The 13,248-nt window shown below is 63.4% G+C and carries 12 protein-coding genes and 1 tRNA gene; 1 reads left to right on the forward strand and 12 read right to left on the reverse strand.

Annotated features, from left to right (window positions below; genetic code table 11):
• Positions 1–243: 243 nt before the first annotated feature.
• Genes ampD through C6571_RS11090 form a run of 5 tightly spaced genes read right to left on the reverse strand, consistent with a single transcriptional unit; the run spans position 244 to position 5,028 of the window.
• Positions 244–831 carry a 1,6-anhydro-N-acetylmuramyl-L-alanine amidase AmpD gene (ampD, locus tag C6571_RS11070; RefSeq protein ID WP_106446727.1) on the reverse strand — a complete coding sequence of 196 codons (588 nt, stop codon included), beginning with the start codon at positions 829–831 and terminating at the stop codon, positions 244–246.
• Positions 812–2,275: a sigma-54-dependent transcriptional regulator gene (locus tag C6571_RS11075; protein WP_106446728.1), complete on the reverse strand. Its 1,464-nt coding sequence runs from the start codon at positions 2,273–2,275 to the stop codon at positions 812–814. Before C6571_RS11075 ends, ampD begins: the two co-directional genes overlap by 20 nt.
• 14 nt (positions 2,276–2,289) lie before the next feature.
• Positions 2,290–4,020 (reverse strand): sensor histidine kinase, encoded by a 1,731-nt coding sequence (locus C6571_RS11080; protein ID WP_420852892.1) that lies wholly within the window; start codon positions 4,018–4,020, stop codon positions 2,290–2,292.
• Positions 4,010–4,234: a PP0621 family protein gene (locus C6571_RS11085; RefSeq protein WP_106446729.1), complete on the reverse strand. Its 225-nt coding sequence runs from the start codon at positions 4,232–4,234 to the stop codon at positions 4,010–4,012. Before C6571_RS11085 ends, C6571_RS11080 begins: the two co-directional genes overlap by 11 nt.
• On the reverse strand, positions 4,231–5,028 hold the full coding sequence (locus C6571_RS11090) for a cytochrome C assembly family protein (RefSeq protein ID WP_106446730.1): 798 nt from the start codon (positions 5,026–5,028) through the stop codon (positions 4,231–4,233). The genes C6571_RS11085 and C6571_RS11090 overlap by 4 nt, the downstream gene beginning before the upstream one ends.
• 84 nt (positions 5,029–5,112) lie before the next feature.
• Between C6571_RS11090 and ffh the strand changes: the two genes are divergently transcribed.
• A complete protein-coding gene (gene ffh / locus C6571_RS11095) occupies positions 5,113–6,492 on the forward strand; it encodes a signal recognition particle protein (protein ID WP_106446731.1) in 1,380 nt (459 codons plus the stop codon).
• A gap of 111 nt (positions 6,493–6,603) precedes the next feature.
• On the opposite strand, the gene miaB is transcribed toward ffh, so the two are convergent.
• The 7 genes from miaB to C6571_RS11130 all read right to left on the reverse strand — a co-directional run bounded on the left by miaB (position 6,604) and on the right by C6571_RS11130 (position 13,199).
• Positions 6,604–7,938 (reverse strand): tRNA (N6-isopentenyl adenosine(37)-C2)-methylthiotransferase MiaB, encoded by a 1,335-nt coding sequence (gene miaB, locus C6571_RS11100; protein WP_106448190.1) that lies wholly within the window; start codon positions 7,936–7,938, stop codon positions 6,604–6,606.
• Between the two features lie 69 nt (positions 7,939–8,007).
• Positions 8,008–8,436 carry a hypothetical protein gene (locus C6571_RS11105; protein ID WP_106446732.1) on the reverse strand — a complete coding sequence of 143 codons (429 nt, stop codon included), beginning with the start codon at positions 8,434–8,436 and terminating at the stop codon, positions 8,008–8,010.
• 97 nt (positions 8,437–8,533) lie between these two features.
• Positions 8,534–8,610 (reverse strand) — tRNA-Met (locus tag C6571_RS11110).
• Between the two features lie 50 nt (positions 8,611–8,660).
• Positions 8,661–9,440, reverse strand: coding sequence for an enoyl-CoA hydratase (locus C6571_RS11115; RefSeq protein ID WP_106446733.1), 780 nt, complete (start codon positions 9,438–9,440; stop codon positions 8,661–8,663).
• Between the two features lie 56 nt (positions 9,441–9,496).
• The gene (locus C6571_RS11120; protein ID WP_106446734.1) at positions 9,497–11,308 is read right to left on the reverse strand and encodes a M61 family metallopeptidase; all 1,812 of its coding nucleotides are present in this window, start codon (positions 11,306–11,308) and stop codon (positions 9,497–9,499) included.
• The gene (locus C6571_RS11125) at positions 11,305–12,024 is read right to left on the reverse strand and encodes a DsbC family protein (RefSeq protein ID WP_106446735.1); all 720 of its coding nucleotides are present in this window, start codon (positions 12,022–12,024) and stop codon (positions 11,305–11,307) included. The genes C6571_RS11120 and C6571_RS11125 overlap by 4 nt, the downstream gene beginning before the upstream one ends.
• On the reverse strand, positions 12,021–13,199 hold the full coding sequence (locus C6571_RS11130) for an FAD-dependent monooxygenase (protein WP_106446736.1): 1,179 nt from the start codon (positions 13,197–13,199) through the stop codon (positions 12,021–12,023). The genes C6571_RS11125 and C6571_RS11130 overlap by 4 nt, the downstream gene beginning before the upstream one ends.
• Between the last annotated feature and the right edge of the window lie 49 nt (positions 13,200–13,248).

Below are 13,248 nucleotides of genomic sequence, written 5' to 3' on the forward strand. Positions count from 1 at the left end.
CGAAGAATTTGAAGGTGTTATTACTATATATAGTGTTTGAATAAATTTCAATGCACTATAGGTAGTGTTTTCAAATACAAAATTCTTCACGCAGGCCGTGTTTCCCAGATGGGGTCGTCAGACTGCTGCCGCAGCGCATATCCAAGTCGTCCTGCGCCATGCCGATGAATTTGGCCCGCGAAGCCGCGTGGCGCCTGCAAGTCGCCTTCGCAAATAAACTTCTTGCACGCTGCCGCCCGCCGGTCAGCGAGCGGGAAAGTGCAGGCTGGGCAGGTCGAGCCCCTGCTGGAGCAGCAGCCAATCAAACGCAGCACCGGGGTCCGCCTTGCGGCCGGGGGCGATGTGTTCGTGCCCCGCAATAAAGGCGATGGAATAGCGCTGGGCAAGTGCCTGGCACAGCTGCGTGAGCGCGGCATATTGGGCGGGTTCGAAGGCTTCGCCCTCCAGGCCTTCGAGCTCTATGCCGATCGAGTCGTCATTGCATCGACTGCGGCCGCGGTAGTGTGATTCGCCAGCATGCCAGGCGCGCTGATTGCAACCGACAAACTGCACCACGGTGCCTGATCGTCGGACAAAAAAATGGGCCGAAACGCGCAGGCCGCGCAAGCGCTCGAAGTAGGGATGGGAAGCGCAGTCGAGCGTGCCAAGAAACAGCGCGGCCACCTCGTCTCCCCCGTAGTGCCCTGGTGGCAGGCTGATGGAATGCACCACGATCAGATCGGTCTGGGCGTCCGCTGGTCGGGGGTCGCAATGGGGTGATGCCAGGGCGATGGCAGGGCGGTACCAGTCGTCCTGCCAGAGATCGGGGCCTTCAGGCGTCCTCGTCGGCATGGTTGTCGCCAGGCGCGCTGATGTTGAGCCGTGCAATGCGATAGCGGATCTGGCGCAGGCTGATGCCCAGGCGCGCTGCGGTCGCGGTGCGGTTGAAATGGTTTTCTTGCAGCGCGCGAACGAGAATGCTGCGTTCCTGCTGATCCAGCCAGCCCTGCAGATCGCGCGGCAGGGGCTCCGGCACAAGAGCTGCGGCAGGGGCAGAGGCCTCCAGCGGTGCGGTGGCCGCGAGCGTGGGCAGCGATGTAACGCTGGACACCGCGCAGTCCACATGCAATTCGTCGCCGTCGCCCAGCGCCACCGCTCGGTGCAGCAGGTTCTCCAGTTCGCGCACGTTGCCGGTCAATGGATGGGCTGCGATGGCTTGCACCATGGAGTCGGTCAATTCGGGTGCAGTGGTCCCTGACTCATGGGCGATGCGTGTCAGCAGGGCGCGGCACAAGGCGGGCAGGTCTTCGCGGCGCTCACGCAGCGGGGGGATCACCACTTCAATGACGTTGAGGCGGTAGTACAGATCCTGTCGGAAGCGTCCCGCCTGGACGTCAGCCGCCAGGTCACGGTGGGTCGCGCTCACGATGCGCACGTCCACCGGCTCTTCCTGCGTGGCGCCGAGCGGGCGCACGCTGCGCTCCTGGATCGCGCGCAGCAGTTTGGATTGCATGGCAAGTGGCAGGTCGCCAATTTCATCCAGAAAAAGGGTGCCGCCTTGCGCGGCCTGGAAGTAACCGGCGCGGTCCTGCGTGGCACCGGTGTAGGAGCCTTTGCGTGCGCCAAAGAATTCGGCTTCCAGCAGGGCTTCCGGGATCGCACCGCAGTTGACAGCAACCATCGGTCCGGCAGCACGCTGGCTGTTTTCATGCAGGGCACGCGCTACCAACTCCTTGCCCGTGCCCGACTCGCCACGCACCAGCACTGGCGCCATGCCGCGTGCCACCTTGGCTACGCGCTGCTTGACATTGCGTATGGCTTCGGACTCGCCTACCAAGCGCTCCAACGCAGTGCCGCCGATGCGGCTGGCTGTGCCTGGCGCGCCGGGTCGGCCCGTCGCAGCGCGGGGAGGCTGGACGCCCTCTGTCCCCTGAACGGCAGAGGCCACCACGGCACGGAACTGTTTGAGATCCACCGGTTTGGTCAAGTAGTCGAAGGCACCGGCACGCAAAGCCTCCACTGCGTTCTCGGCGGAGCCGTAAGCAGTCATCACCAGGCAGCGTTCGGGCCGCTGCTGCTGGCGCAGATCGTGCAGCAATTCCATGCCAAAGCCATCGGGCAGACGCATGTCGGTAATGACGACGTCGTAGCTGTGGGTTGCAAGCAGCTCCCGCGCTTGCGCGACAGTGCCGGCCGTGTCGATGCGATAGCCCTCGCGCAGCAGCGTCAGTTCATACAGCGTGCGCAGGTCGGGCTCGTCGTCAACCACCAAAATGGATGCGGGCTGGGAGTTCATCAGGCGGGAGGGAGTCAAACCACAACGGTATCAAAAAGAGAGGCGTCCGGCGGGGGCAGGATACCGGTACTGCGAAAGCGCACGGTAAACGCATTGCCGCTGCACTCCCTCTCGGCGATATTGCGTTGCAGGCGCTGGTAGCTGATGCTGGCCCCGTGGCGCTCGCACAAGCCGCGGCAGATGTACAGCCCGAGCCCGCTGGAACGACTCTCTGAAGAGAAAAACGGTTCGAACAAATGCCGCTCCACCGATTGGTCCATGGGTGGACCGTTGCTCCAGACCTGCACGCTGGCCTGCCCAGGTGACTCCATGCGTGTGTGCAGTTGCAGCGATTCCACGCTGCCAGAACGGTAGCGCAAGGCGTTGTCCAGCAGGTTCACCAAGACCCTGCGCAAATGCTCGGCGTCAAACTCCACTTGTATGGCGGGGGCACCCAGGCGCAGCAGGCCCTCGCGCTGGGCGGGCGCATGGGCTTGCCAATCGCGCCAGATCTGAGCCACCGATTCGTCCAGCGTTACGGTGGCGGCGGGCGCATGGTCCATTTGGTGTTGCACCCGGGCGATGTCCAGGATTTCTTCTGCAATATGCGCCAGCCGGTCTGCGTTTTGCCCAATCATTTGCGCCAGGCGCTTGTGGGATGGCTCGTGCAGGTCCTCGTCCAGCAAAGCATTGGCTTGCACGATGGCCGCCAATGGGTTGCGGATTTCGTGGGCCACAGCGGCCGACATGCGGCCCATGGCAGCGAGTTTTTCTGTCCGCAGGCGCGCTTCGAGTTCGCGCAAATCGTGTAAAAACATCACGCACAGGCGCTGCCCTGGTGCATCGGAGACAGACGCAAGCGGCGCCGTCAACCAGGTGCGCACATGCAGGCCGATCGGGTTCTGGTGTTCGCTGATCAGGTTGATGTCCGCCACCTGCGGCATGCTTTGCCGAAAGCTGCGCCGCGCCAGCGCGGCAAGGGCTTGCCAGGCGAGCCGTGACTGCAAGGCGAACGGCGGGTTCAGGCCGGCTTGCGAGCCCAGCATCAGCAGCCCGGCAGGGTTGGCTGTTCGCACCTCGAAAGCTTCATCCACCACCAGAACCCCCTCGGTAAGGTTTTGAATGACCAGCTCGCTGACCTGGCTTTGCACCAGAGCTGTCGCCTGGCTGCTCTGGGCGATATGCTGCTCACGCACCAGTCGCAGCGCCAACTGCTGCACCATGAAGGCGACGATGAAGTAGCCGGTGCCTGTGAGCGCAGCCTGTAGCGAGCGTTGCGTAGCCTCGCTGCCACTGGGATCACCGAACCACCAGGCCCATGCCAGCAGCAGCAGCGTGACGGCTGCGGTGGTTCCCATCGCCAGCGTGAGCGTGCCCAGCACGGAAGCCATGAGGATGGGCAGCCCAAACAAGGGGGTGAAGCTCATGCTGCCGTTGTGCAAGAGCTGCAGCGCGCAAACCAAGGCCAGATCGACACCGATCGAGGACAGCCAATGCACGCCGGCTTCGGGAGAAGGCGCTACGTTGCCCGCCACCAGGCGCACTGCCACCGTGGCGCCCAGATACAACATGCACACCAGAACGACCACCAGCTCCGCATTCTGGTTGAGCATCTGACTGGCGAGCTGGAGCGTCAGCAACGCCAGTGCTACCACCACCCGCCCGGTCAGGAAGCCTTGCCACAGACGCAGGAAGGCCGCGTCCTGTCCCGCCCCCCGGCGTCGGGGCGGCATCGGCGTGCTGGGCGTCCCGACGTCAGCGGCCATCTTGTTGCTGGTGCTCGCGGCAGCAATAGCTGCGCCCGTCGCTTATCCAGGCGTCGCTGCGCGGCACGTGGACACCGCAACGCGCGCAGGCCAGCATGTCCTGCGGCGCAGGCAATGCCCGCGCTGGCGGGCGTGGCGGATTCTTCTTCACCCGTTTGCCGCGCCAAACGAGGTAGGCTACGAACAGGACTGCCAGCAGGACGAGAAATTTCATGGTGCACGTCCCAGAACGACTTCCAGCGCGAAGCGCGAACCCACGTAGGCCAGCAGCAGCAGCACGGCGCCGGCGTACAGCACGCGCACGGCGCTGCGTCCGCGCCAGCCAAAGCGCCGGCGCCCAAGGAGAAGAGCGGCAAAGGTCAACCACGAGAGGACCGAGAACACCGCCTTGTGGTCCCAGCGCCAGGCGCGGCCATAGAGCACTTCGCTGAACAGGACGCCGGCGACCAGCGTCGCGGTCAGCAACACAAAGCCGGCCGTGACAAAGCGAAACGTGAGGCGTTCAAGCGTCAGAAGCGGCATGCCGCTGTGCGTATCTTCCGCCAGGCGAAGGCGCTTTTCCGCACGCGTCATCAACGCCGCATGAACGACGGCAGCGCCAAACAGGCCGTAGGCTGAGATGCCCAGTGCCAGATGCAGCGGCAGCCAGGCGGTTGCGCTGACATGCAGCGGCTGACCAGGGAACACCAGCGCCAGCACCACCGCCAGCGCGCCCAATGCAGCCAGCACCCAGCGGGTGCGCAACTTGGGAAAGAGCTCGCGCTCGATCGCGTACACCGTCAGCACCAGCCAGGCCGTCACCGACAGCGCGGGTGCGAAACCGAAGCGTGGGGCGCTTTGCAGCATGCCTGCGGCCAGCATGGCGCCGTGCAGCGCCCAGGCCAGCCAGAGTGCCAGGCGCGCGCCGGTTTCGCCCAGGCGTGATGCAAACGCTGCAGGCAACGCGTAGGCTGCTGCGGCCGCTATCCCCAGCAGCAAGGCGGAGGGAGAGCTACTAGCTAAAATCATGGGCGCAGTTTACCTTTCGCCCAGGCACGCATCCTGGCGCCCCACAGCTCGCAGCCGCGAGCGCTTACCCGGAATTTCCCTATCATGGCCTCCGCCCTTACCGACAAACTCACGCGCCTGGTGAAAGAGATGCGTGGCCAGGCCCGCATCACCGAATCGAACGTGCAGGACATGCTGCGCGAGGTGCGCATGGCGCTTCTGGAAGCCGACGTGGCGCTGCCCGTGGTGCGCGACTTCATTGCCCGCGTGAAGGAAAAGGCGCTGGGCCAGGACGTGCTGGGCTCGCTCAAGCCCGGCCAGGCCCTGGTGGGAATTGTCAACCGCGAGCTTGCGGCCACCATGGGCGAAGGTGTCGCCGACATCAACCTCCATGCCCAGCCACCGGCCGTGATCCTGATGGCCGGTCTGCAGGGCGCGGGCAAAACGACGACAACGGCCAAACTGGCCAAGCACCTGATTGAAAAACGCAAGAAGAAGGTGCTGACCGTCTCGGGCGACGTGTACCGGCCAGCGGCCATTGAGCAGCTCAAAACCGTCACTGCCCAGGCAGGCGCCGAATGGTTTCCGAGCACGCCGGACCAAAAACCGCTGGACATAGCCCGCGCCGCGCTTGACTACGCCAAGAAGCACTACTTTGACGTGCTGCTGGTGGACACCGCCGGCCGCCTGGCCATTGACGAGTTGCTGATGCAGGAAATCAAGGACCTGCACGCTGCCATCAAACCGGTGGAAACGCTGTTTGTGGTGGACGCCATGCAGGGCCAGGACGCCATCAACACGGCCAAGGCCTTCAAGGAGGCATTGCCGCTGACCGGCATCATCCTGACCAAGCTCGACGGTGACTCGCGCGGCGGCGCGGCACTGTCGGTGCGCCAGATCACGGGCGCGCCGATCAAGTTTGCCGGCGTGTCGGAAAAGCTCGATGGCCTGGAGGTGTTCGACGCCGAGCGCCACGCCGGCCGCATTCTGGGCATGGGCGACATCGTCGCCCTGGTCGAGCAGGTGTCGGCTGGCGTCGACATGGAGGCCGCGCAGAAGCTTGCCGCCAAGGTGAAAAGCGGCGATGGCTTTGACCTGAACGACTTCCTCGGCCAGTTGCAGCAGATGAAGCAAATGGGCGGCTTGTCGAGCCTGATGGACAAGCTGCCTTCGCAATTGATGGCCAAGGCCGGCGCGGTGGACATGGACCGGGCTGAGAAGGACATCAAACGCAAGGAAGGCATCATCCAGAGCATGACGCCCAAGGAGCGCCGCAAGCCCGAGCTCATCAAGGCCACCCGCAAGAAGCGCATCGCAAACGGCGCCGGTGTCCAGGTTCAAGAAGTCAACCGCCTGCTCAAGGAGTTCGAGCAGATGCAGGGCATGATGAAGAAGATGAAGGGCGGCGGCCTGATGAAGATGATGAAGAAGATGGGCGGTATGAAGGGCATGGGCGGTGGTGGAATGCCCAAGATGCCCTTCTAGATTTCAAGTATTTTAGGCCTCTAGCGCTTATTGGATAAGCGTTAGAAGCTATAAAAATAGAAGCAAAACGGCACTTGACCCTGTTCGTGCTTCAGGGGCAGTTTCGGTGTTCTACGCCGCCTCGCGCACCAGCACTTCGCCGCGCAAGGTGTAGGCCTTGGCTTCGGTGATGGTGACGTCCACCATCTGCCCCACCAGCCTTGGCTGGCCGGCGAAGTTCACCACGCGGTTGCACTCGGTGCGGCCCATCAGCTCGTCCGCGTCGCGCTTGGATGCGCCTTCCACCAGAATGCGCTGCACCGTGCCGACGCGTTGCTCACTGATCGTTTTGATGTTGGTGTTGATGACGGCCTGCAACTGGTGCAGACGCTTGAGCTTCACGTCGCCCGGCGTTTCGTCGTGGAGGTTGGCGGCGGGCGTGCCGGGGCGGGGGCTAAAGATGAAACTGAAGGAGTTGTCGAAGCCAATGTCGTCGATCAGCTTCATCATCTTGGCGAAATCCTCTTCGGTCTCACCGGGGAAGCCGACGATGAAGTCGCTGCTCATCGCCAGGTCAGGCCGGATGGCGCGCAGCTTCTTCACCGTGCTCTTGTATTCCATGGCCGTGTAACCGCGCTTCATGGCCATCAGGATGCGGTCCGAGCCGTGCTGCACAGGCAGGTGCAGGTGGTTGGCTAATTTGGGAATGCGCGCGTAGGCCTCGATCAGGCGCGGCGTGAACTCGTTCGGGTGGCTGGTGGTGAAGCGCAGGCGCTCGATGCCGGGAATCTCGGCCACGTACTCCAGAAGCAAGGCGAAATCGGCGATTTCGGCCGTGTCGCCCATGGGCCCGCGATAGGCGTTGACGTTCTGGCCCAGCAGGGTGATTTCCTTCACTCCCTGGTCGGCCAGGCCCGCCACTTCGACCAGCACGTCGTCAAACGGTCGGCTGACTTCTTCGCCGCGGGTGTAAGGCACCACGCAGTAGCTGCAGTACTTGCTGCAGCCTTCCATGATGGAGACAAAGGCCGATGCACCCTCGACACGCGCGGGCGGCAGGTGGTCGAATTTTTCAATTTCGGGGAAGCTGATGTCCACCTGCGGGCGGGCCTGCACGCGGCGCTGCTCCAGAAGCTGCGGCAGACGGTGCAAGGTCTGCGGCCCGAACACGATGTCGACATACGGCGCGCGCTTGATGATCTCCGCGCCTTCCTGGCTGGCGACGCAGCCGCCCACACCGATTTGCACGCCGCGCTCCTTGAGGTGGCGCACCCGGCCCAGGTCGGAAAACACCTTTTCCTGCGCCTTTTCGCGCACCGAGCAGGTGTTGAACAGGATCAGGTCGGCTTCTTCAACGTCCTGTGTCGGTTCGTAGCCTTCCGCAGCGCGCATCACGTCCAGCATCTTGTCCGAGTCGTACTCGTTCATCTGGCAGCCAAAGGTTTTGATAAAGACTTTTTTGCTCATGAAGAAATCTCGCAGGGCCATGCCCCAAGCCGCCGCCAGCCCTGGCACAGCTCAAAAAATGCCCGCGGTTTATCGCGGATCGGCGTCGCTCTCAAAGCGAAAGTTGCGCTGCGCTGTGCTGCCGGGGCGCGGCAGGGCGATTTCGGCTTTGTTCAGAATCCAGGCGGTGTGGAGCATGCCTGTGCTGGGCTCCATCCGGTAGTTCACCACGTACTGCTTGCCGATCACGGTGTGCAGCATGATGAGCGAATTTTGCGGGCTGAGCAGCCGCATGCCCGGCGCCATGCGCACGGGTTTATCGTCGATTTCCGCATTCACGGTGGACAAAACGGTAAGCGTGCCGCGCTTGGCCTGATCGGGGAAAGTGCGCGAGCCGCCCAAGTCGCCGGGCACTTGGGCCAGCGCCGGGGCGGCGGGCAGCAGGCCTGCCGCACACAGGGTGAGCAACACGGCAAGGGTTGGACGGCGAAACGCGCGGGGGCGGCTGCAGCGGGTCATGGGTCTATCCAGGGGCTGAAAAGAAGGATTCTAGGCTTGCAAGCTTGCGGCAGACAAAGCAAAAACCCCTTGCAGGCAGCCTGCAAGGGGTTGAATCTGGTGGTGATAGGTGGACTTGAACCACCGACATCAGCATTATGAATGCTGCGCTCTAACCAACTGAGCTATATCACCGAGAGCAAAATTATAGAACAGATTTCCGGGTGAAATCTTGGAACGCGCTATCAAAGATGCGTGAACACGGCCTTGCGCTTGTTGACGAAGGCGTCCATGCCTTCCTTCTGGTCTGCTGTGGCAAACAGCGCGTGGAACAGGCGCCGCTCAAACATCACGCCGTCCGACAGGCCGCTCTCGAAGGCGCGGTTGACAGATTCTTTGGCCGCCATCACGGCAATGCGCGAAAAATCGCTGATGACCAGCGCAGCGCCCAAGGCTTCGTCCTGCAGTTTGTCCAGCGGCACGACGCGGCTGACCAGTCCGGAGCGCTCGGCTTCCACGGCATCCATCATGCGGCCGGTGAGGGCCATGTCCATGGCCTTGGACTTGCCCACTGCGCGCGGCAGGCGCTGCGTGCCTCCGGCGCCGGGAATCACGCCCAGCTTGATCTCGGGCTGGCCAAACTTGGCGTTGTCAGCGGCAATGATGAAGTCGCACATCATCGCCAACTCGCAGCCGCCCCCCAGCGCAAAGCCGCTGACGGCGGCGATGACCGGTTTGCGAATGGAACGGATGGTTTCCCAGTTGCGTGAGATGTAGTCGCCCTTGTACGCATCGGCAAAACTGAACTTGGCCATGGCGCCAATATCCGCGCCAGCGGCAAAAGCCTTCTCGCTGCCGGTGAGGACGATGCAGCCGATGCCCTCGTCGCTGTCAAAAATGTGCAGGGCCTCACCCAGCTCGTCCATGAGCTGGTCGTTGAGCGCATTGAGCTGTTTGGGACGGTTGAGTGTGATCACGCCGACTTTCTCGGCTTCGGTGCGCACTTCGATCGAGGTGTAGGACATACTATTTCTCCCATCAATGCCAAACAGGAAACTATACCGAAAGGGCGGGCGCGCCCCTAGCTCGCCGAAAGCCAGCGTGCCGCCAAGTTCGGGTCGGTCAATCGCAGCTGCACGGTGTCGCTTGCAGCGTCCGGACCGGCCGAGAGCTCAAGGGGCAGGCGAAGCAGCCGCTGGTCGCGTGCAACGAGGGCCGTCACCTGTGCCGTGTCGGGCGGCGCATACAGCGGCAAATCGTCCAGGCGCAACAGGCGCCAGGCTCCGGCAGACGTTTCAATGCCCAGCCATTCGTCCCCCGCGGCCAGCCCGGCGCGCTCGGCCAGGCCGCCGCGCAGCACGGTCTTGATGCGCACGCCATCGCCCGGCACCACGCGCAGCCCCAGGCGTTGTGCCGGCTGCGCTGCGTCGGCCTGCATCTGCACCCCATGTGCTGCAAGCAGTTCGCTAAGTGGTAGTTCGTCCATCGAATGGACCCAGACCTTGATCTCACTGGCGTAGCTGCGCCCCGAAAGCTCCTGCAGCACCGCCAGCACATCGGATTCCTGCATCGGGCCACCTTGGCAGCGCTGCCACAGTGCGCGCATCACCGCGTCCAGCGTGGTGTGGCCTTCGCGCCGCAAGCTGAGGTCCAGGCACAAGGCCACGAGAGCGCCCTTGGTGTAGTAGCTGACCGTGGCGTTGGGGGTGTTTTCGTCCTGACGGTAGTACTTCACCCAGGCGTCAAAGCTGGCCTGGGCGACGCTTTGCTGGAGGCGTCCAGGCGTCTGCAGCACCTGGTTGATGGTTTTGGTCAGCAGCTTGAGGTAACCGGCGGCGTCCACCAAGCCGGCACGCACCAGCAGCAGGTCGTCGTAGTAGCTGGTGAAGCCTTCGAAGAACCACAAGAGCTGGGTGTAGTTCTCGTGGGCGTAGTCGTAATGTTCGAACTCGCTGGGCCGCAGGCGCTTGACGTTCCAGGTGTGGAAATACTCGTGGCTGATGAGGCCGAGCAGTGTGATGTAGCCGTCGCCGGGTTTCCAGGTGGCTTCGCCGTCGCCGTGGCTGCGCGGGAGGTCGCGCCGGGCGGCGATCAATGCCGTGGAGCTGCGGTGCTCGAGCCCGCCGTAGCCGTCGTCCACGGCATTGAGCAAAAAGACGTAGTCGCACAGCGGCGGGGTCTCCGCGCCGTGCCAGAACGCAATGGCTGCAGCACAGATTTTTTGCGCGTCGGCCAGCAGCCGCGCTCCGTCAAAGGACGGCGCGGCGCCGCTTACTACCCAACGGTGGTGGATTCCGCCGGTGTCAAACGCTCCTTCCCAGAACGGACCTATCTCCACGGGGCAGTCCACGAGTTCGTCGTAGTTGCCGGCGCTGTAACGCCCAAATCCGCTGCCGTCCACCTTTTCAGCGCAAAGCGCCGTGGCCAGGCGCCAATCTGGCTTTCCAGCCGGTGCGACGATCTCCACAGTGTGCGGCGCTTGCTCAAACCCAAGCGCCCGCAAGAACACGCTGGTGCCATTGAAAAAAGCACGTGAGGCGTCCAGCCACGCGCTGCGCACGGAGGTGTCGGCCGCGTAGACCTCGTAGCGCAATTCCAGGGCGGCATTGCTGGCGCCATCGGTGCGCCAGGTGCATTTGTCCAGTTGCGTCAGGGTGATGGGTTGGCCGCCTTGCCAAGCCTGCAGTCCCTGCAGATGCTTGGAAAATTCGCGCAGCAAATAGCTGCCGGGAATCCAGGCGGGCAGCTGGAACGTTTGCTTCGCTTGCGGCTGCGGCAAGTGCAGCGTGATGGCGAAGAGGTGCGCGTGCAGATCGCGCAGCTCAACGCGGAAATGCACGCCCGATGCAGGCTTGTGGGTGAGCGCGACCGGCGGGCTGCGGCGGGCGCTCATTTCGCGGACGATTGCGCCTGCGCCAAACGCATTTCAACTTCTACGTCGTTGATGGCCCCTGGCACGCGGCTGCCATCGACAAAGATCAGCGTCGGCGTGCCGGTGATCTTGTGCTTCTTGCCAAACGCCAGGTTGCGTTGCAGCGCGCTGGTGTCGCAACTGGCCGGGGGCGTGACTTTCTCGCGAAGCATGTGGTCTTGCCAGGCGGCCACGCGGTCCTTGGCGCACCAGATGTTGCGCGACTTTTCGGCCGAATCGGGGCTGAGAATGGGGTAGAGGAAGGTGTAGATCGTCACGTCCTGCACCTTCTGCAAATCGCGCTCGAAACGCTTGCAGTAGCCGCAGTTGGGGTCTTCGAACACGGCGAGCTTGCGCGAGCCGTTGCCATGCACCACGGTGAACGCGTCGGCCAGCGGCAGGGCGGCAAAATCGACAGCGCTCAGCTTGGCAATGCGGTCCTCGGTGAGGTTGCGGCGCGCCTTGGTGTCAATCAACTCGCCCTGAATCAGGTAGTTGCCTTTGGCGTCGGTATAGAACACATCGGTTCCGATGCGTACCTCGTACAAGCCGGGCATCGGCGTACTTTGGATTTCGTCAATTTTTTCCAGCTGCGGAATGCGTTCGGCCAGGGTTTTTCGAATGGCGCCTTCTTGTGCAGATGCGAACAAGCTGGTGGCCAGGGCCGCGCTGGCCAGCAGCCAATGGAGAGTCTTCATGGGGCAGTGTTTCCTTGAAATGCTGCTGCAAAGCTTGCAGCCGGGTCGGTGTTCATGGCCTGGCGTGCCATCCAGTGCTTGAGCGGACCGCTGTGGTCAAAACCTTGCATGCCCCAGTTGCGCAGTGTTTGCAAAGGCGCCTCAACGCGCCCAAACAGCTGTGCCAGGGCGTCGGTGGTCAGGCGCATGGGCAGCAAGGCGCTTTTGCGCTCGCGTTCGTACTGGCGCATGACCCGCAGATCGGCCATGCTGCGCCAACTGCTGCGCGCAGTGAGCAGCCGGGCCAGCGCCTGCACGTCGCCCAGGCCCAGGTTGAGCCCCTGCCCCGAGAGGGGATGCACCGTGTGGGCAGCATCTCCTGCCAGCACCCAGGCCTGCCCAGCGCCTGCGGCGTCTGCCATCGGTCCGCACCAGCGCTTGGCACGGGCCAGTTGGAGCGGCCAGGCGCGGCGCTCACCATGCACTTGCAAGGTGCCCAGGACGCCGCCGCTGGCTTGTGCGAGTTCGCTGGCGAAGACCTGATCGCTGTGCGCAAGCAGTTCGCGGGCGCGTTCGGGCGCGACGGACCAGACCACCGCGACTTCCTTGCCCTGCGCGCCGCCGAGCGGCAGAAAAGCCAGAATGCCATCGGTTGAAAACCATTGCCGCGCCGTCTGCTGGTGTTCCAGCGTGCAGACGATGCGTGTCGCAATGGCCGTTTGCGGGTAGGGCGAAACGTCAAATTGAACGCCGAGTTCCTCGCGCGTGCGGCTGGCACGCCCCTCGCAAACCACGGTCAAAGGTGCGTTGACGGGGCTCGCCACCTGCTCGACGCGCGGCTGGTAGCGCACCGCCTCGGCCAGGCGGGCTTCCAAAGCAGGCACATCGGCGATCCACGCAAGCGCCGGCACCTGCTGGGTTGCAGCGTCGAAATGCACTTTCCCGCCGCGATCTCCGCAGACGTGCATGTGCAGTACGGCAGTGGCGTGTTCAGGCTCGGGCCAGCAACGCAGCGAGTCGAGCAGGGCGTGAGAGGCTGCGTTGAGCGCATAGGCACGGATGTCGGCATGCCCGGTGCCCGAAGTGGAGGGGTCGTTGACCAGAGCAACACTGAAGCGTTCGCGCGCCAGCAGCAGTGCCAAGGTGCGGCCCACAATGCCTGCGCCGCGGATACAGATGTCATAGGACTTGGCCATGAGGGGATTGTAGGAGCCTGCTCCTCAACGCCCTGGCGGCTAAAATCAT

The sequence above is a fragment of the Simplicispira suum genome (assembly GCF_003008595.1).
In the GTDB taxonomy this organism is placed as follows: Bacteria; Pseudomonadota; Gammaproteobacteria; order Burkholderiales; family Burkholderiaceae_C; genus Simplicispira; species Simplicispira suum.